Origin of the sequence: Microbulbifer okhotskensis (genome assembly GCF_023895975.1) — a bacterium.
Lineage (GTDB): Bacteria > Pseudomonadota > Gammaproteobacteria > Pseudomonadales > Cellvibrionaceae > Microbulbifer > Microbulbifer okhotskensis.
Genome location: NZ_JALBWM010000031.1, coordinates 13,279 through 31,389, shown reverse-complemented (window position 1 = coordinate 31,389; position 18,111 = coordinate 13,279). Strand labels below are relative to the sequence as shown.

The following is an 18,111-nucleotide window of genomic DNA, read 5'->3' as shown; positions in this document are numbered from 1 at the left end:
TTGTCGGCAGCGGGGATTTTGTGCATCTTGCAGCCCAATGGCCTTTATTGGCCCGGTTAGCTCCACTGCAGTCTGCGCTGGCTATTTTTATGCGGGCCCGGATAGCGGGTGGCTTTTCGGTATAAGCGGCAATTTCCATTGCCGGTACTGAAACTATGGGAGACGTCTACCGTGCAATATACACAGCAACTTGCCGGGCGCGCGCTGATATTTGCCTCAGCTATGTTCGCCGCTAACTTTTCCGTATGGACACTCTACGCGGTACTCGGGGTGGAAGTACGTGAGCAACTTCAACTCTCCGCTACTGAATACGGAATTTTGCTGGCCGCTCCCATTTTGAGCGGTGCTTTGCTGCGTTTTCCGGTGGGTTTCCTGGTGGAGTATTTCTCCGCAAAAAAATTGATTTTGTTGCAAATGTTATTGCTGTTGCCGGTGCTGTTTTTATTGCCGTATATCGATAGCTATCGGGCCCATTTACTGGCGGGGTTGTGGTTGGGTATTTCCGGTGTGTCCTTTGTTCTGGGGATTCGCTATATCAGTCCGTGGTTCGAAAGGGGGCGGCAGGGCACCGCGATGGGCATTTTTGGTGCAGGTAATGCCGGTGCGGCTATTACCCTGGCGTTGGCGCCGGCCATTCAAAACTGGTTTGGGCGGGAGTGGATTGGTCCGGCTTACGGTATTGGTATTTTTCTAATGGTGCTGCTTTTTGAATTATTCGCACCGGAAGAAACCCGCTATATGCGCAGCCGTAGAAAACCCGATCTGCGCAGTCATTTAACCCCGCTATTGCAGATCAGGGTATGGCGCTACGGGCTTTACTACTACTTTGTTTTTGGCAGTTTTCTCGCGCTTTTATTGTGGTTACCCAATTACTATCTGTCGGTCTATCAGGTCAGCACACCAGTGGCAATGACCTTAACCCTGCTGTTTGTGGCCCTTTCCAGTTCAATGCGTGCTCTGGGGGGGTGGTTTGCCGATCGCTACGGTTCACGCACGGTCAATTGGAGTGTGTTCTGGACTTGCCTGGTGTGCCTTTTCTTTCTCAGTTATCCCCCCACCAGCATGACCATTCACGGGGTGGAACGGGATGTGCATTTAAATATCGAAGTGGGCATTGAGCTGTTTACTTTATTGCTGTTGGTCATCGGCATTGCCCAGGGTTTTGGCCGCGCTTCTGTGTACAAGGCCCTGCACGATAATTACCCCGCACATATGGGCAGTGTGGGGGGCACGGTGGCTACGATCGGTGCCCTGGGTGGCTTCACCCTGCCGGTCCTGTTTGGTATCGCACAGGATTTAGTGGGTATTCACAGTGCGGCCTTTATGCTGCTCTATGGGGTACTCGCGTTTTGTATGCTGGTGATGTATCTGGCGATTAAAAGAGAAAATTATATGCAGCGTTTACAGTTCGCCCAGCAAAATAATTTCCTAAATGATGAGGGTGGAGAAACCGGGGCCTTGCCGGATAGGTAGTGCCCACTACCCACTAGGGATTACGCCTGTATAGAGGTTAGGGAGTAAAGATTATTTAGGCAGGAAAAAAACTGTGGTTTCAGTCGCGACTGAAAAACTGTAATTTGTCACTGTTCACTCCGTTGTTGCAAAGGAAAAGCGTCATGACCGTTTCCAAATTTCCAAAAATTCTCGGTGCTTTACTGTTGGGGGCCTGTAGCTCTGTTGCATTACAGGCTGCTGCTCAGGAAAGTGAAAATGCCACTCTTGTCGACGCACTGAAATCCGGTGAAGTCGGGTTGAACCTGCGCTATCGCGTGGAGACTGTCGATCAGGAGGGGGTTGATGATGAAGCGGTTGCATCCACTTTAAGAACCCGCCTTAACTGGCGCAGTGGCAGCTACCGTGGCTTTACCAGTTTCCTGGAGATGGATGATGTCACTGCGGTTGGCAATGACAGCTACAACTCCACCGTGAATGGCGAAGGCGAATACCCGGTGGTGGCCGATCCAGAGGGTACTGAAATTAACCAGGCCTATATTCGCTACAGCGGCGACAATTCCGTAATTACTGCCGGTCGCCAGCGCATTAACCTGGATGGCCAGCGTTTTGTCGGCGGCGTTGGCTGGAGACAAAACGAACAGACCTACGATGGTGTGCGCTATCAGTATGGCAGTGCCGACAGCCTGCAGCTGGATTACAGCTACGTGTACAACGTCAATCGTATTTTCGGTGAAGACAGTGCTAATTCCGATATAGGTGGCGATATCCAACTGCTACACGCTATCTATCCGGTAGCGGAAGACCACAAAGTCAGCGGATTCGTTTACAACCTGGATCTGGATGATGCTGTCGACAATTCCAGCCGCACCTTCGGAGTAGATTACAAGGGCAAATTTGGCCCGGTAAAAGCCAACCTCAGCTATGCACATCAGACTGAAATTGGTGATAGCTCGCTGGACTACAGCGCCAACTATTACCTGGCAGAGTTTGGCGCTGATCTGGGTCCAGTTGCGGCAAAACTCGGTTATGAGGTTTTGGGTTCCGATAACGATGTTGGCTTTAAAACGCCGCTGGCAACCCTGCACAAATTCCAGGGCTTCACGGATCAATTCCTCGCAACCCCTGCAGACGGTATTGAAGACCTGTATGTGAGCGGTTCCATGAAAGTGGCCGGCGGTAAGCTGGGCTTGGCCTATCATAACTTCGAGGCCAGTGAGGGTTCTGCAAATTATGGCGACGAGTGGAACCTGAGCTACGGATACAAAGTCACCAAGGATATTTCTGCCCTGGTTAAGTACGCCACTTACCAAGCAGATGATTACGGTTCAGACACTGATAAGCTCTGGATTATGGTGACCGCGAATTTCTAAGCAGCAATAAGAACTCCTTAGCGAGGCCCCCGGCTCCGGCTGGGGTTTTCCCCGCACCGTTGAAAACTAAATAGGTTTTTTCCCCACTGGATTATCGATAGTGATGCCAGCCAACGCGGCGGTTGGTATCACCACCAGCCCCAAGGGAGTACCACCTTTGCCCCAAGCATAAATTAACCAGCTTGATACACTGACACCAGTTTAAACACCGAGTCCCGCTAGCTAAACAGCGCTGATATTCCATCGCTGCAAGTTATCGGGACCGTGGCCGTACCGGCCACCAGGGTCTAGCGGGAAACTGCGCGGCCTCCCGACATTGGAAAGGCGTTTAATGTTACAAGACAATTTTGGTCGCAGGTTTTATTACCTGCGCCTGTCCGTGACGGACATTTGCAACTATCGCTGCAACTACTGCCTGCCCGAGGGCATTGGCTGTGGCCGCTCCCTGGAAGGGGAAAATCCACTCTCTGTGGCTGAGGTGGGCACCCTGGTGCGCGCTTTCGCCTCCCTGGGAACGGAAAAGGTACGCCTTACCGGCGGAGAACCCTCCCTGCGCAAAGACCTGGTGCCGATGCTCGAAGCTGTGCGCGCCAGTGACAAGATTCGCCGCCTCGCCATCACCACCAACGGTTACCGTCTGCCCAGTCAAATTGACGACTGGCACCGTGCCGGCCTGGATCAGGTCAATGTCAGTATCGACAGTCTCGATCCGGCCCAATTCCGCCATATCACCGGCCACGATCGCCTCGATAAAGCCTTGGCAGGGCTGGATCGTGCTCTGGCGTTGGGCGTTGATACCAAGGTCAATGCGGTGCTGATGCGCAAGTACAACCTGGCGGAGCTGGATAATTTCCTCGCCTGGATACGCGAAACCCCGGTGACCCTGCGCTTTATTGAATTGATGCGCACCGGTGACAACCACGAGTTTTTTGCCAGTAACCATGTCTCTGGGAGTGATATAGAAACCCTGTTGCTGCGCGAGGGTTGGGAACAGGTGATTCGCACTCGAGATGCTGGTCCGGCGCGGGAGTATTTCCACGAGGATTACGCCGGTCGTATCGGCCTGATCACCCCCTACGGCAAAGACTTCTGTGCCAGCTGTAACCGCCTGCGAATATCGGCCCAGGGCAAACTGCACCTGTGCCTGTTCGCCGATCAGGGCTTTGATATGCGCGAGATAATCGCCGCTGGCGATAGTGACGCACTGGCAGCCCATATCCGCGAGTTGATCGTCGATAAGACCGCCGGCCACCAGCTGCACGAGGGCTTCACCGGTGCCACCCGCAACCTGGCAATGCTGGGGGGGTAAGGTTATGGCCAGGGCTCTCTTTGGCAAATCGACAATCGGCGTGGTGCTGGCCGGAGGCCGCTCCAGCCGAATGGGCCGCGACAAGGCCCTGTTGGCACACCCCCAACGGGGCAATTTTTTGCAGCATGCCGAGGCATTGCTGAGTGAACTGCCACTGGAAAAAGTCGTGACCAGTGGAGCCCGCCCCGGAGCTATCGAAGATCTGGTGCCAGAGCAGGGCCCATTGGGTGGCCTCTATTCCGTAGCCCTGGCAACGGGTGCCGATGCGGCCCTAGTAATTCCGGTGGATATGCCCCTGCTGGGTCGGGAACACCTCGCAGAATTATTGGCAGAAGGGCAGGCAAGCGGCCGCCCCTGCTATTTTGAAAACTTCTTTTTTCCCCTGTGGCTGCCTCTGAATAGCGATTGCCTCAATTATTTACGCAGTGCCGTCGAGGGCAGTGCGCGCAATTCTGTCGGCGCGCTACTGCGGCATCTGGGGGCCGAATCCATATCGATAAAAACTGCCGGCGATTGGCATCGCAATATCAATACGCCGGCAGATTATCTTGGCCTGGGTACGCCGGATAAGACTTCTGAAACCAGTTTATTGAGAGACCACTGATTATGTCCGCACACGCCAGTAAAGAATTTGTACCGCTGAATATTGCAGTGCTTACTGTTTCCGACACGCGCAATGAGGAGACCGATACCTCCGGCCAATATCTGGTGGAAGCTTTGAAATCCGCGGGTCACCAGCTCGCAGATAAACGTATTACCCCGGACGATGTCTATCAGATGCGCGCGGTGGTCTCCGCCTGGATCGCAGACCCGAAAGTGCAAGTGGTTCTGGTCACTGGTGGTACCGGCTTTACCGAGCGCGACTCCACCCCTGAGGCCCTGACGCCGTTATTTGATAAAACCGTCGATGGCTTCGGCGAGCTGTTCCGCCATATCTCCCTGGGGGATATCGGCAGCTCCACCGTGCAGTCCCGCGCACTGGCCGGCCTCGCTAACCGTACACTGATTTGCTGTATGCCCGGTTCCACCGGTGCCTGCCGCACCGCCTGGGAAGGCATATTGCTGGAGCAGCTGGATGCCCGCCACAAGCCCTGTAACTTTATCCCCCATGTGCGCTTTACCAGCGCGCCTTGCGAGAGCCGGGGGTAATCCGTGAGCCAGTTAACCCACTTAAACCAGCGCGGCGAAGCCAGCATGGTGGATGTTACCGAGAAGGACATCACCGACCGCAGCGCCCTGGCGGAAAGCAGTATCTGTATGAGTGCGGAGGCTTTTGCATTGCTGAGCCAGGGGGCTCATAAGAAAGGCGACGTGCTCTCTGTAGCTCGCATCGCCGGTATCCAGGCTGCGAAGAAAACCTCGGATTTAATCCCCCTGTGCCACCCACTGGCGCTGACCAAGGTCGCAGTGGATTTTGAATTGCAGCCAGAAAAACACAGCGTGTATATCACCGCTTTCTGCCGTTTGGCCGGGCGCACCGGGGTAGAGATGGAGGCCTTAACGGCGGCTTCGGTAGCGGCGCTGACCATTTACGATATGTGCAAAGCCGTAGACCCGGCGATGGAGATCGGCCCAACCCGGTTGCTGCAAAAAAGCGGCGGCAAGCGCGGAGATTGGCGCGGTGATGCGCCGGAGAACAGTTAAATATTGTAGAGGTAATAAGCGATGGTGAAGGTTCTGTTTTTCGCACGCCTGCGCCAGCAGTTGGGCACGGGCGAACTCAGTCTGGGAGATTTTTCCGGCAGCCTCGGTGACCTGCGCCAAGCCCTTTGTGCGCAATACCCAGACTGGAGCGTGCACCTGCAGCGGGACGATATCCGTATGGCTCTAAATCAAGAGTTGGCGGAGCCCGAGGCGGTGGTGAATGCCGGGGATGAAGTCGCATTTTTCCCGCCGGTTACTGGCGGTTAGAGGTGTCGGTATGAAAGCCGTTGATCGTATCGAAGTCTGTGAAGAGCCGCTCAACGTAGCGGCCGAATATACCGCGTTGCAAGGCAACAGCGGCGATGGTGCCTGCGCTCTGTTTGTGGGTTCGGTGCGCGATTTTAATGCTGGCAGCGATGTCTGTGGCCTGGCCCTGGAGCACTATCCGGGCATGACCGAGAAAAGCCTGCAACGCATAACCCGCGATGCCCGCGATCGCTGGTCCCTGGGACGTGTGACCATTGTCCACCGGGTGGGGCCGATGCAGATTAACGACGAGATTGTGTTTGTGGGGGTTACCAGCCCCCATCGCCAAGCGGCCTTTGCCGCCTGCCAATATATTATGGATCGGCTCAAGACCGAGGCGCCTTTCTGGAAGCGCGAAGCCGTTGCAGATCAGACCGGCAGTGCCGCTGAACGCTGGGTGGAAGCCCGAGACAGTGATGCTGCGGAGTTGGAAAAGTGGTCCGCCGGCTGACCCTGTTGCTATCCGCTTTGCTGGTAGTGATTGCGCTGCCGGTGAAGGCAGATAGTTGCACCTTGCGAGTGGCCGTAGCCGCCAGCTTCCGCCCGGCGCTGCAACAAGTGGTGCCAGAATTTGAGCGCCGCTATCATTGCTCGGTGCAGCTCAGCAGTGGTAGTTCCGGCGTGCTCTACCAGCAAGTATTACACCGCGCCCCCTTCGATTTATTCCTCTCCGCCGATCGCGAGCGGCCCGAGCTACTGGAAAAGCGCGGCGGCGCGCTGGCCGATAGCCGCCACACCTACGCTTTGGGATTGCTGGCCCTCTGGCATCCAGGTTCCGCAGTAAATATCGAGCAGTTATTGCAAACCTGGCCGGAGAAAATTGTTCTCGCCGATCCCAAAGTCGCGCCCTTTGGCCGAGCCGCCCAGCAGGCCCTGCAAAGCCTAGGATTGTGGGAGAAAAAACAAACCCAACTGGCCCGCGTCCACAATGCCGGGCAGGCCTATTTAATGCTGGATTCCGGCAACGCGCAGTTGGGTTTTGTCGCCGCCAGCCAGATGCAAGCAGCCGGTCGCGACAACTTCTGGTTGTTGCCGCAACGCCTGTATACCCCCATCGAACAACAGCTGGTGATCCCCGCTCAAAGTCGCCGACCTGAAAAAGCGAGGGCTCTCGCCAACTATCTGCGCTCAGCCGAAGTACAGATGCAATTGCAGCAGCTGGGTTACGGTTTGTTACCGGCGCAGTCCAAAGGAGGTGAGTTGTGAATATTGCCGCTGCCGACTGGCAGGCCCTATGGCTGACCTTGAGGCTGGCCGGGCTGACCACCTTGTTGTTGTTTATCATTGGCGTACCCCTGGCCTGGCAGTTGAGCCAGTGGCAGAGCCGCTGGCGCCACGGGGTTGAAGTCTTAATCACCTTGCCGCTGGTACTGCCTCCCACGGTATTGGGTTTCTATTTATTGCTGTTATTTTCCCCCAATTACGCCCCCGGTCAGTGGCTATCACAACTGTTTGGGGGCCCTTTGGTTTTTTCTTTCGGGGGCTTGGTTTTTGCCTCGGTCATTTATTCCCTGCCGTTTATGGTGCAACCGCTACTGGCCGCCTTTAGCGCCAATGGTCAGCGCCTGACCCAGGCCGCTGCCGCACTGGGTATTCCGCCCTGGGCGGCACTGTTGAAAGTACTGTTGCCCGCAAGTCGTGCAGCCATTGTCAGCGCCTGCGCTCTGACTTTTGCCCACACCTTGGGAGAGTTCGGTGTGGTGCTGATGATCGGCGGTGCTATTCCCGGAGAGACCCAGGTGGTCTCTATCGCTCTGTACCAGCATGTGGAGGCGATGGAGTACGGTGCCGCGCACCGATTGGCGCTGATGCTGATGGGGATAACGACGGTAATGTTGTTACTGGCCCGATGGCTGGGACATATTCTGGCGCCGCGCGGCGCAAATAAAGAGGGCATTAAACCGGTGATGGGGGTAATGGGCTAATGGACATTACCTTCCCCCTATTCGGAACCACTACTGCCACTTCTGATTCTTGCGGGCTCAGTGTTGAAGGGCTGGAGACTTCGCTCAATACCGCCAATCCCTGGCAATTGAGCTTGCCGGCTACAGGGGTTTTTGGCCTTACCGGTCCCTCCGGTAGCGGCAAAAGTACTTTGCTGGCCGCGCTGGCGGGCCTGCGCCGCTGCCGTGGTGATATCACTTTTGCCAATACGGTCTGGCAGCGTGGACGCCGCGCCCTGGCCACCCACAAAAGGGCTCTCTCCTTAGGCTTTCAGGACAGCCGCTTGTTTGCCGGGCAATCGGTGGCGGATAACCTGGCCCTGGCGCGCAATTATAGCCGCAGGCCACTGCCCGCTGAGGAGTGTGAGCAGCTGCTGAGGGCTTTTGGTATCGCTCCGCTTCTACACCAGCCGATAGAGCTGCTGTCCGGCGGTGAGGCACAGCGGGTGGCCCTGCTGCGCCAACTTTTTCACAATGCGTCGCTACAGCTATTTGATGAACCGCTCTCTGCGGTAGATCGCGCCCAGGTTCTACGGTGTCTATTGCCGACCCTGCGGGATTTTTGGGCCCGCTATCCGGCGCTGGTAATCTGGACCAGCCACGACTTCGATGAAATACAGCTGTTGGCTCAGCGTTGCTTGTGGATGGAATCTGCAGGTTTGTCCGCTCCACTGTCTCTGGGCGAAGTGGCCCGGCGTTTGGATACCAATACCGTGGGGGATAGCTGTCGCAGCCGCATCGAGGCGCGGGTGGAATCTCTGCAGGATGGCTTACTCTCCTTGGATTTGGGGGGTGTTTTTATTTATGCAGATAGAGTGACTGGTCATTACAGCAAAGGCGATACCGCAGCTTTTCTGCTGGAAGCTGGAGATATCAGTCTCAGTGTAGAAAAGCCGGGGCTCTCTAGTATTCTCAACTGCCTGCCGGTGGCCTTGATAGAGAAACAAAACCTTACCGATGGCCGCATACGCCTGCGATTAATCGCGGCTGAGCAAGTGTTTTATGCGGATATTTCTCGCCTCTCCTGCGAGCGCCTGCAACTGCGCGAAGACACTACCTACTTTGCCCAGTTCAAGGCCGGGAGCCTCGCCGGTTTGTAAGTGATTGCCGGGTAAATTTTTCTGATAAGTATTGATTCACACCTAAACCCTCAGCAGATTTTTTGCTAAGTTTTAGCGCCAGTCTTAAGGAAATGGTGCTCAAATGGGTGTTGTGTTGGGAATTTCTCTCTTTAACGAGGGAGTGGAGTTTTACAGGGAAAAGGCACAGCTCGAGGGCATGCCCATGGCGAAAGTTGTGCACGTTGAGGATTTATATCCGGTCCTTGCCCAATGTATCGAAGAAAATGGGCTCAATTATCGGTTAAACCGCTTGGCATCGGGAGCCTTGGATATAGAGGAGGTTGTTGGGGAAAGTGAGACTTTCCGTGTTAATTTCTTCCGCTATCATATTCGTCGAAACGGCAACTCCATCGTTATTCGCTCCACTTACAAAGATGATGCCCTGTATTTTTACTTGGCTTGCCGCGCAGCCAGCGGGCACAAGGTCAAGATCGCTTTTCATGGTGAGCACCCTTTTTATAACCAAGACTCCATTGAGGAATATCAGGGAGGGGGCAACTATCACCTGGTATCCATTTTTGATCTTCAATATTTACCCGCTCATATCGATGAGCACTGCCAGCGCTTAAGCGGCTATTCAGAATACTGGTCTTATAGCTTCTTTATTCCGCACCTGGGAAAAGTTGAGGTAAATAATCACACGTCCGATCCGAAACAGCCTTTCTATAATCTCGATTTCGATCAGCCGGAGCGAAAGTTAAAAATATTCCAGTCGGCTACTGAGAAGGGTGGCTCTTACTACTTTCGCGATTCCCTTACGACCGAAAAGCTTGTGCAGTTATTTGAAGATATGAAGGCAGAGCTACAGGCGGAAGAGGCTACGGCGATCCTGGGGTGTTTTGAGCCTATCCACCAAGCGTACTATGACATAGAGAGCACGATTGAAACTGAAGACAATCTCGCCTCGGTTGTGGAAGATCTTACCGGATACAGACAGTGTATCCATGGCAGTCCCGCTCACTATGAGGTGAGTGAAAATGCAGATGGATCTGTTGCTGTACAGGCTTACTATTTTCAGGCGGCCGTGGGTTATAGCTGTACGATCAGTGATAAGGATTCCGTTGACGGCCATATCTATTTGGACAAACTGCACGATTTGGATTTCTACGAGCAAATGTGCCGCGCTATTGCCAAACATCTATGTCCGACGATGCCGACCGTTGAAGATTTAGATGAAGTGCAAATCTATTATCACAAGGACTCAGACCGAAAGCTGATCGCCAGTACATTTGAAGAGACGGATATCACTGCAGTATTTATTCAGGTGAAATAAAAAAGGGGAGGTTAAACCTCCCCGCAATAGCGGTTTCCCGCCTGTGAGACCAAATTAAGGATTGTAGAATTCGCCGTTTTTGCGCAGGTAGAACCAGTAGTTAACCACCAGGCAGACCGCGTAGAAGATGGCAAAGCCTGCCAGTGCGTATTCCGGAGTAGTGGCTTTGATCTGCTCACCGAAAACTTTGGGAATGTAGAAGGCACCGTAGGCGGCTACTGCAGAGGTCCATCCCAATACCGGGCCGGCCTGTTCTTTCGGGAACACCATGGCGATGGTGCGGAAAGTGGAACCGTTGCCGATGCCGGTAGCCCCGAACAACAACAGGAACAGCAGGAAGAAGGGCAGGAAGAACTCTTCCGGTGAGGCAGAAGCGTAGGCGGCTTTCATGTAGTAAGCCACACCCAGGGCGCTACCCACCATGACCACCGCGCAGATTTGCGTAACCAGAGCACCGCCGATGCGGTCGGAAATCCAGCCACCTACCGGGCGGATCAGAGCGCCGATAAAGGGGCCCATCCAGGCGTACATCAGGGCGCTGGGGCCGTTGTTGTTGATGGTATCGTGAGTCATCACCCCGTCTACCATCACATGGCTATAACCGAAGATGACCTTGATCGCCAACGGGAAAGCAGCGGCGAAACCGATAAAGCTACCGAAGGTCATGGTGTAGATAACACTCATCACCCAAGTGTGCTTATTGTTGAAGATACGGTATTGGCGTTGCAGGCTGGTTTTGATTTCACCAGGCAGCAGTTTCAAGCCAAAAACAGTGGCAGTGATGACCAGCACCAGCACGATTTCCTTGGGCACTCCCCAGCCTGAACCGTTAGCGGCTTCAGGTAAGAGCATCCACAGACCCACGATGGCGGTGAATAGGCCGATACTCAACATCATGGTCATCTTCGCCATGGCGCCGAGAGAGCTGCCTACATCCGGGGTAACTTCATCGGTGCGCAGGTTGTTCATACCGAACCAACCGACAAAGGCCAGCGGTACCAGGAACAGCAGCCATACAAAACCGGCATTTTGAATCCACGCCTCAGAACCGGCAGGTATCTTGCCGATCAGAGAACCTGAGCTGCTCACCAGGGTCATGGGATCGCCACCAGCAGCACCGAAAGCGCCGAAGGTCATAAACAGCGGTACCAGAATTTGCATGGTGGTAACGCCAAAGTTACCCAGACCTGCATTCAGGCCCAATGCCAGCCCCTGCTTTTCCTTGGGGAAAAAGAAGCTGATGTTAGACATGGAAGAGGCGAAGTTACCGCCGCCGATACCGGATAGCAGCGCCAGCAATTGGAATACCCACAATGGGGTCTCCGGGTTTTGCAGGGCAATACCGGTGCCGAGGGCAGGGAACATCAATAGGGCAGTGGTGAAGACAACCGTATTACGCCCACCGAACAGCCGGATAAAGAAGCTACTGGGGATACGCAGGGTGGCACCGGTAAGGCCGGCAATCGCCATTAGGGTAAACAGGTCGGCCTTGGCAATAGGAAAGCCGAGATTGAGCATTTGAACGGTGATGATGCCCCAGTAGAGCCATACGGCAAAGCCGCACAGCAAACTGGGAATGGATATCCACAAATTCCGGTTTGCAATTTTTTTGCCCTTAGACTGCCAGAACTTGCTGTCCTCTGGGGTCCACTCGGTGATGTCAGACACGGCGGCCACTCCTCCTCGAAATGATTCGTGCCACCACTATGGGCCGCGCCTTCAGCCCGCTCAATTACCTACAGTAAGTACTCCCTTTGTCCCCGCGCGTAAATAGCTACCTCTTTGGGGGTAAGCGCAGTCGGTGGGCGCTGTGGTAAAGTCATTGTTTAGATTTAAACCAATTTCCATCACTGAATTAGGGCCCCCCATGACTTCTTCTGCCACGATAATGATGGTTGATGACCACCCCCTGTTCCGCAAAGGCCTCAAGCAGCTGTTTGCGATGGAGCCCAGTTTGGAGTTGGTGGCTGAGGCCAGTAGCGGAGAGGAAGCACTGGAACTGGCCAAGCAGCATGAGCCGGACCTTATTCTACTGGACCTGAATATGCGGGGCATGGACGGGCTCGACACCTTGCGCGCGATGCGCGCCGCCGATGTGGCCTCGCGTATCGTGATACTCACAGTTTCCGATAATAACGCCGATGTGGTGTCCTGCATCCGCGCCGGTGCTGATGGCTACCTGCTCAAGGATATGGAGCCTGAGGATATTCTCGACCAGGTGATCCAGGCCACCCACGGCAAGCTTGCCATCAGCCAGCGCCTCACTGAGATCCTTGCCTCAGCCCTGCGCAAGCCGGATAACTCTGGAGCGGATACGCTCTCAACGCTCACCAGTCGCGAATACCAGATCTTGCAATTGATCGCCGATGGCCTCAGTAACAAGTTAATCGCCCGTGAACTGGATATCAGTGATGCCACGGTGAAGGTTCACGTTAAACACTTATTGAAAAAGTTGGGCATGCGCTCCCGAGTGGAAGCCGCTGTGTGGATGGTCAACCAGAAGCGTCCGGAGTCCCACCAGGACCGGGCACACTGATACCCGCAGTTCCCCCAATACCAAAGGAATGAAGTGAGAGGTTTTCCATGCCCGCGATTGATTGTTGTAGCCAACCTGGCCTAATGCCGATAGAGAGTGCCCGCGAAACACTATTACAGGCGCTGAAGCCGGTGAGTGGAACGGAGGTGATTTCCCTGGCTCAGGCGACGGGACGAGTTTTAGCGGAAAATGTTGTTTCCACCGTGAACCTGCCACCCTGCGACAATTCAGCCATGGATGGTTACGCCCTGCGTTTCGAAGACCTGGCCAGCGGCTTGCCGCTGGAGCTGATCGGCAAATCCTTTGCCGGGGCGCCCTTCGATGGTGTAGTGAATCCGGGCACCTGCGTACGCATTATGACCGGAGCCGCCCTACCCGCCGGAGCCGATACTGTGGTGATGCAGGAAAATGTCGACGCCCAGGGTGAGTCGATACGAATTACCTGTGATGTGCGCCCCGGCGATCATATCCGTCGCTGCGGTGAGGACGTGGCTGAAGGCTCCAGTTTGCTACAGGCCGGAGAGCGTATCAGCGTTCCACATATCGCCCTGATTGCCGCCGTCGGTGTTGGCAACGTCACCGTAGTGCGTAAGCCAGTAGTCGCACTATTCTCCACTGGCGATGAACTGCGCCAGCCAGGGGATGCACTGAGCAAGGGCGATATCTATGACAGCAATCGCATTGCCCTACTGGCAGCACTCGCACAGATGGATTTGGACGTTTTGGATCTGGGCATACTGCCAGACAACAAACAAACCATCAGTGATGCTCTAGAGCGCGCAGCTAAAGAGGCGGATGCCATCATTACTTCCGGTGGCGTTTCCGTTGGTGAGGCAGATTACACTCGCGAAGTATTAGAAGAGCTGGGCGAGATCGGTTTCTGGAAAGTGGCCATGAAACCCGGCAAGCCATTTGCCTTTGGTTTCCTACAGGGAACCCCTTTCTTCGGTCTACCCGGAAACCCGGTTTCCGCATTGGTTACTTTTTACCAACTGACAGTACCCGCCCTCGGCGTGATGAAAGGAATTAAATGGAGTGGCCCGCAGACCTTACAGGCCAAACTGTTAAAACCCCTGAAGAAAAAACCCGGTCGCACTGATTTCCAGCGAGGCGTTTATCGATCTGATGAGAATGGTGAACTGGTGGTAGAACCAGTGGGTGCACAGGGTAGCCATATTCTTACCGGTCTGGCTGCGGCCAACTGCTTTATTGTATTGGCGCGGGAAAGTGGCAGTGTGGAGGCTGGGGATCGGGTGGCGATTGAGCCTTTGGGGGTGCCGTTGGGGTAGGGGGAGGATTAGCTTCGCCCTTTAGGCTCGCTGCTCTACGGCGGCTTTGCTGCCTCCGAGTCGAACCTGAGTTCGAACAAAGCCTGGGAGTAAGCCATATACAAAGAAGCCCGCTTATAGCGGGCTTCTTTGTATATGGCCCGCCCGAGAGGATTCGAACCTCTGACCTTCGCCTCCGGAGGGCGACGCTCTATCCAGCTGAGCTACGGGCGGTTACTTGGCTATCTGTGCCAATGGGAGGCGGATTATACCGAAGCTGGGGGGTAGGTGAAAGGACATTGTGCGGGGTTATATAGTCTTTGGCAGGGGGCGGTGCAGTGCTTATAATGCGCGGCGTAGAAGTTTGCGGCAGTACATTGAACGTTTGCGGGCCAACTCACTTCGGCCCTTTGGGGGAATATGATGAAGAGTATTTTGGGTATTGTGGCGGCACTGGCCGTCAGTGCGGCTGCGGCAGTGGCCCAGCAGTCTGTTAATGAAGAGATCGCAGAGCGAATTGCTCCGGCGGGTGAAACCTGCATGCAGGGCGAAGAGTGTGCGGCTGCGGTAGTGGCGGCTCCAGAGGGCGCTAGTGCTGGTGGGCGCAGTGGAGAGGATATCTACAATGCAAGCTGCCAAACTTGCCACGCAGCGGGTATAGCGGGAGCACCTAAGTTTGGTGATGCCGCTGCCTGGGCCCCGCGTATTGCCAAAGGCATGGATACTCTCTATACCAATGCCATCAATGGTATCAATGCCATGCCACCCAAGGGTCTGTGTATGGATTGTAACGATGATGAGATCAAAGCGGCTGTGAACTATATGGTGGATAACAGTAAGTAAGCTGTTTATTCGCTATCGAAAAGGCCGCTCATTGAGCGGCCTTTTTTGTTTGTGCGTATTGGGTTGTGGAGCTCCACGATCAGCTTTTAGTTTGCGCTATCTAGTGTTGCCATTTAATAGTTTTTAGCTATAGCTGTTAATTTCTTACAACACGGTACAAATGGTTTTTAATGAGGCAAAATATAAATAAAGTTGTATCTGGCTGTGGAGCTACTATTGGATTTATAAAGTGGCTTCCGATTATAGGTTTTTAAATGACTAGGACATATACCGTGAAAACCAAGACTGGATCTGTTCAAGTACAGGATAAAGTAATTGCAGGACGTGTCGTTAAGGTTGCGACATCTGCAGAAGTCAAGAAAGCAACTAGTAAAACGATCTCTAAATATCGTAAAACACTGGAAGCACTAAAGGACCGCTAATGTTTGATTCCAATGGACTGGTTCATCTTGATGCCAAGGATGTTCAGGCAACACATGATGCGATCATAGATACTATTGGCGGTTTACCCGGGAACCGTGAAAATATGTCTATCGAAGCTCCTTTACACCGGGTACATTTTACGCTGGCTTATTCTAATGACCTTTCAAATGTCTTTGATGTTGCAGCATTCTATGCCGAAGCTATTTCTCGAGGGCATGTATTCGCAGATGGAAATAAGCGGACAGCTACAGTCTGTATGTTGGACTTTCTTGAACTGAATGGGGTAGCTATTGAGTTAAACAATAGCTTACTCACAGACAAGATAGTTGATTTGGCGGAAGGAAGAATTGACTTTAAGGTAATGTCTCGGTGGTTGGCACAGTGCGCCAAGGAATCGTTTACAGCATAAAAGAAAGGCCGCTGATTGGGCGGCCTTTTTTGTTTTGGATATCTGCTTTTGCGGGTACGGCAATATTTGAAAATATTTAACCAGTAGGAGGTTAATCAAACATACTCAACAAAGACCCCAGAGTTTCCTCCCCCTTCGCCTGATTCTGCTCCGGCGTAGACTTACCAAATCCTTCCAGCAACACATCTTCTTCCGGCAATTCGTCAATAAAGCGGCTGGGTGTGGTGTCCTGGGTTTCGCCGAACTGTTTGCGCTTGCCTGCCAAAGTCATGGTGAGGGTGCGTTGGGCGCGGGTAATGCCCACGTAGGTGAGGCGGCGTTCCTCTTCAATATTGTCGTCTTCAATACTATTGCGGTGAGGAAGTAAGTTCTCTTCCATACCGATCATAAACACGTGGGGGAACTCCAGGCCCTTGGCTGCGTGCAGGGTCATCAGGCTGACCTTATCGGTGGCTTCCTCTTCTTCCTGGCGCTCTAGCATATCTCGCAGGATCAGTTTGGAGATGGCCTGTTCCAGGCGGATATCCTGCTCCAGTTCATCATCGGTGCCTTCCATAATCTTGTTGAGGCTTTCCAGCAGCCAGTAAACATTCTCCATGCGTTTCTCGGCTACTTTCTCGCTACTGGCGTTTTGCGAGAGCCAGCCGGCGTAGTCGATATCGTCGAGCATCTCGCGCAGGGCGCCGTTGGCGGTGGTATCGCGACAGTTGCGCTGCACTCCTTCGAGCCATAGGGCGAAGCGATTCAGGCGCTCGTAGCCCTGCTCGTTGATATGCTCTTTAAAGCCCAGCTCCGAGCAGGCTTTGAGCATGGAGACCTCGCGGCCCTTGGCGTAGTTGCCCAGGGCCTCCAGGCTGCTAGTGCCTATCTGGCGGCGCGGGGTGTTGATAATACGCAGGAAGGCGTTGTCGTCGTCTGGGTTTACCAGCAGGCGCAGGTAGGCCATCACGTCCTTGATCTCGGCGCGGGCGAAGAAGGAGGTGCCGCCAGACATCTGGTAGGGAACCTGATGTTCTTGCAGTTTCATCTCGAGCAGGCGTGCCTGGTGGTTACCGCGGTAGAGCACGGCGAAATCCATAAACTTGCAGCCGCGGCGGCTCTTTTGCAGGAAGACCTCGTTGGCGACTCGCTCTGCTTCTTCGGTTTCATTGGCCACCTTGAGTACGCGAATCTCTTCACCCAGGCCGCGATCGGACCACAACGCTTTATCGAAGTCGTGTGGGTTGTGGGCAATCAGGTGGTTGGCTACTTTGAGGATGCGGCTGGTGGAGCGATAGTTCTGCTCCAGCTTGATCAGACGCAGGTTGGGGAAGTCGCTCTTGAGCGCACTCATATTCTCCGGACGTGCGCCGCGCCAGGCGTAGATAGATTGGTCGTCGTCCCCTACCACGGTGAGGCCGCCGCGCCCACCGACCAATAGTTTTACCAGCAGGTACTGGGAGTTGTTGGTGTCCTGATATTCGTCCACCAGCAGGTAGCGGATCTTCTTGCGCCAGCGTTGTAGCAGCTCCGGGTCCTTGTCGAACAACTGTACCGGCAGCTGGATCAGGTCGTCGAAGTCGACCGCATTGTAGGCTTTGAGGGCTACACAGTAGCGGTCGTAAGCGATGGCGATGGCCTGCTCACCGGGGCTTTGCGCCTGCTCCAGGGCACGGCGCGGGGTGAGCATATCGTTCTTCCAGTTGGAGATCTGGGTTTGCACCCGGTCGAGCAGGTCGGTATCCAGGTCGCCATCGCGCAGCATCAGTTCCTTGATCAGGGCGCGGGCGTCTTCGGCATCGAAGATGGAGAAGCCGGGCTTAAAGCCGGCTGCGCGGTATTCCTTGCGCAGGATGTTCAGCCCCAGGTTGTGGAAGGTGGACACAGTGAGGCCGTGGCTCGCCTTGGAGCGCTTGCCGTCCGTGCCCGCCAGCAGCTTGCTGACCCGTTCCTTCATCTCCCGCGCGGCCTTATTGGTGAAGGTCAGGGCGGCGATATTGCGCGCGGCGTAGCCACATTGCTCGACCAGGTAGGCGATCTTGCGGGTGATAACGCTGGTCTTGCCGGAACCGGCACCGGCCAGTACCAGGCAGGGACCATCGACATACTTCACGGCTTCAGACTGGCGGGGGTTGAGCTGGGTCATAGATGGGGTTGCATCTTTGCGTGACGAGAAAGCGGGGGATTCTATCAGCCTTGACTCAAATCCTCCCAGCATGAGTGTGAACGCCC

19 protein-coding genes, 1 tRNA gene and 1 riboswitch are annotated in these 18,111 nt (G+C 54.5%); of the genes, 17 read left to right on the top strand and 3 right to left on the bottom strand.

Going from position 1 to position 18,111, the window contains the following annotated elements; all coding sequences use genetic code 11:
- The first annotated feature begins 171 nt into the window (after positions 1-171).
- From MO867_RS09490 to MO867_RS09435, 12 genes are all read left to right on the top strand, one after another.
- Complete coding sequence (locus MO867_RS09490) at positions 172-1,473, top strand: MFS transporter (protein WP_252466144.1); 1,302 nt, start codon at positions 172-174, stop codon at positions 1,471-1,473.
- 143 nt (positions 1,474-1,616) lie between these two features.
- Positions 1,617-2,825: a porin gene (locus MO867_RS09485; protein WP_252466143.1), complete on the top strand. Its 1,209-nt coding sequence runs from the start codon at positions 1,617-1,619 to the stop codon at positions 2,823-2,825.
- A 194-nt stretch (positions 2,826-3,019) separates the two neighbouring features.
- Positions 3,020-3,168: riboswitch (molybdenum cofactor riboswitch) on the top strand.
- Complete coding sequence (gene moaA, locus MO867_RS09480; protein WP_252466142.1) at positions 3,157-4,134, top strand: GTP 3',8-cyclase MoaA; 978 nt, start codon at positions 3,157-3,159, stop codon at positions 4,132-4,134. Its footprint overlaps the riboswitch before it by 12 nt.
- 4 nt (positions 4,135-4,138) lie before the next feature.
- A complete protein-coding gene (mobA, locus tag MO867_RS09475) occupies positions 4,139-4,738 on the top strand; it encodes a molybdenum cofactor guanylyltransferase (RefSeq protein WP_252466141.1) in 600 nt (199 codons plus the stop codon).
- Positions 4,739-4,740: 2 nt separating this feature from the next.
- Positions 4,741-5,283 carry a molybdenum cofactor biosynthesis protein B gene (gene moaB / locus MO867_RS09470; RefSeq protein WP_252466139.1) on the top strand — a complete coding sequence of 181 codons (543 nt, stop codon included), beginning with the start codon at positions 4,741-4,743 and terminating at the stop codon, positions 5,281-5,283.
- A 3-nt stretch (positions 5,284-5,286) separates the two neighbouring features.
- Complete coding sequence (moaC, locus tag MO867_RS09465) at positions 5,287-5,778, top strand: cyclic pyranopterin monophosphate synthase MoaC (RefSeq protein ID WP_252466138.1); 492 nt, start codon at positions 5,287-5,289, stop codon at positions 5,776-5,778.
- 21 nt (positions 5,779-5,799) lie between these two features.
- Positions 5,800-6,045: a molybdopterin converting factor subunit 1 gene (gene moaD / locus MO867_RS09460; protein ID WP_252466136.1), complete on the top strand. Its 246-nt coding sequence runs from the start codon at positions 5,800-5,802 to the stop codon at positions 6,043-6,045.
- A gap of 10 nt (positions 6,046-6,055) precedes the next feature.
- Positions 6,056-6,535, top strand: coding sequence for a molybdopterin synthase catalytic subunit MoaE (moaE, locus tag MO867_RS09455; protein ID WP_252466134.1), 480 nt, complete (start codon positions 6,056-6,058; stop codon positions 6,533-6,535).
- Positions 6,520-7,290 carry a molybdate ABC transporter substrate-binding protein gene (modA, locus tag MO867_RS09450; RefSeq protein WP_252466132.1) on the top strand — a complete coding sequence of 257 codons (771 nt, stop codon included), beginning with the start codon at positions 6,520-6,522 and terminating at the stop codon, positions 7,288-7,290. Before moaE ends, modA begins: the two co-directional genes overlap by 16 nt.
- The gene (gene modB, locus MO867_RS09445; protein WP_252466130.1) at positions 7,287-8,009 is read left to right on the top strand and encodes a molybdate ABC transporter permease subunit; all 723 of its coding nucleotides are present in this window, start codon (positions 7,287-7,289) and stop codon (positions 8,007-8,009) included. Before modA ends, modB begins: the two co-directional genes overlap by 4 nt.
- A complete protein-coding gene (locus MO867_RS09440) occupies positions 8,009-9,127 on the top strand; it encodes an ATP-binding cassette domain-containing protein (RefSeq protein ID WP_252466128.1) in 1,119 nt (372 codons plus the stop codon). The genes modB and MO867_RS09440 overlap by 1 nt, the downstream gene beginning before the upstream one ends.
- Positions 9,128-9,230: 103 nt before the next feature.
- Positions 9,231-10,421, top strand: a complete 1,191-nt coding sequence (locus MO867_RS09435; RefSeq protein WP_252466127.1) for a hypothetical protein — start codon at positions 9,231-9,233, stop codon at positions 10,419-10,421.
- Positions 10,422-10,475: 54 nt separating this feature from the next.
- Here the strand turns inward: MO867_RS09435 and MO867_RS09430 are convergent, their stop codons facing one another.
- A complete protein-coding gene (locus tag MO867_RS09430) occupies positions 10,476-12,089 on the bottom strand; it encodes an MFS transporter (RefSeq protein ID WP_252466126.1) in 1,614 nt (537 codons plus the stop codon).
- Positions 12,090-12,288: 199 nt separating this feature from the next.
- Between MO867_RS09430 and narL the strand changes: the two genes are divergently transcribed.
- Together narL and moeA are read left to right on the top strand one after the other, a co-directional pair.
- Positions 12,289-12,957 carry a two-component system response regulator NarL gene (narL, locus tag MO867_RS09425; RefSeq protein ID WP_252466125.1) on the top strand — a complete coding sequence of 223 codons (669 nt, stop codon included), beginning with the start codon at positions 12,289-12,291 and terminating at the stop codon, positions 12,955-12,957.
- A 47-nt stretch (positions 12,958-13,004) separates the two neighbouring features.
- Complete coding sequence (gene moeA, locus MO867_RS09420) at positions 13,005-14,246, top strand: molybdopterin molybdotransferase MoeA (RefSeq protein WP_252466124.1); 1,242 nt, start codon at positions 13,005-13,007, stop codon at positions 14,244-14,246.
- Between the two features lie 136 nt (positions 14,247-14,382).
- Here moeA and MO867_RS09415 read toward each other — a convergent pair.
- Positions 14,383-14,459, bottom strand: a tRNA-Arg gene (locus MO867_RS09415).
- Positions 14,460-14,648: 189 nt separating this feature from the next.
- On the opposite strand from MO867_RS09415, the gene MO867_RS09410 reads away from it, so the two are divergent.
- The 3 genes from MO867_RS09410 (at position 14,649) to MO867_RS09400 (ending at position 15,900) form a co-directional block, all read left to right on the top strand.
- On the top strand, positions 14,649-15,068 hold the full coding sequence (locus tag MO867_RS09410; protein WP_252466154.1) for a c-type cytochrome: 420 nt from the start codon (positions 14,649-14,651) through the stop codon (positions 15,066-15,068).
- 272 nt (positions 15,069-15,340) lie between these two features.
- Positions 15,341-15,490, top strand: coding sequence for a hypothetical protein (locus tag MO867_RS09405; RefSeq protein ID WP_252466123.1), 150 nt, complete (start codon positions 15,341-15,343; stop codon positions 15,488-15,490).
- Complete coding sequence (locus MO867_RS09400) at positions 15,490-15,900, top strand: type II toxin-antitoxin system death-on-curing family toxin (RefSeq protein ID WP_252466122.1); 411 nt, start codon at positions 15,490-15,492, stop codon at positions 15,898-15,900. Before MO867_RS09405 ends, MO867_RS09400 begins: the two co-directional genes overlap by 1 nt.
- 91 nt (positions 15,901-15,991) lie before the next feature.
- Here the strand turns inward: MO867_RS09400 and rep are convergent, their stop codons facing one another.
- Entirely contained in the window at positions 15,992-18,025 is a 2,034-nt protein-coding gene (rep, locus tag MO867_RS09395; RefSeq protein WP_252466121.1) for a DNA helicase Rep, read from the bottom strand.
- Between the last annotated feature and the right edge of the window lie 86 nt (positions 18,026-18,111).

Coding starts and splice junctions, on each gene's coding strand:
- MO867_RS09440 (WP_252466128.1), top strand. CDS start 8,009: ATGGACATTACCTTCCCCCTATTCGGAACCACTACTGCCACTTCTGAT.
- MO867_RS09410 (WP_252466154.1), top strand. CDS start 14,649: ATGAAGAGTATTTTGGGTATTGTGGCGGCACTGGCCGTCAGTGCGGCT.
- moaB (WP_252466139.1), top strand. CDS start 4,741: ATGTCCGCACACGCCAGTAAAGAATTTGTACCGCTGAATATTGCAGTG.
- moaA (WP_252466142.1), top strand. CDS start 3,157: ATGTTACAAGACAATTTTGGTCGCAGGTTTTATTACCTGCGCCTGTCC.
- rep (WP_252466121.1), bottom strand. CDS start 18,025: ATGACCCAGCTCAACCCCCGCCAGTCTGAAGCCGTGAAGTATGTCGAT.
- moaD (WP_252466136.1), top strand. CDS start 5,800: ATGGTGAAGGTTCTGTTTTTCGCACGCCTGCGCCAGCAGTTGGGCACG.
- moeA (WP_252466124.1), top strand. CDS start 13,005: ATGCCCGCGATTGATTGTTGTAGCCAACCTGGCCTAATGCCGATAGAG.
- MO867_RS09400 (WP_252466122.1), top strand. CDS start 15,490: ATGTTTGATTCCAATGGACTGGTTCATCTTGATGCCAAGGATGTTCAG.
- narL (WP_252466125.1), top strand. CDS start 12,289: ATGACTTCTTCTGCCACGATAATGATGGTTGATGACCACCCCCTGTTC.
- MO867_RS09485 (WP_252466143.1), top strand. CDS start 1,617: ATGACCGTTTCCAAATTTCCAAAAATTCTCGGTGCTTTACTGTTGGGG.
- mobA (WP_252466141.1), top strand. CDS start 4,139: ATGGCCAGGGCTCTCTTTGGCAAATCGACAATCGGCGTGGTGCTGGCC.
- moaE (WP_252466134.1), top strand. CDS start 6,056: ATGAAAGCCGTTGATCGTATCGAAGTCTGTGAAGAGCCGCTCAACGTA.
- MO867_RS09435 (WP_252466127.1), top strand. CDS start 9,231: ATGGGTGTTGTGTTGGGAATTTCTCTCTTTAACGAGGGAGTGGAGTTT.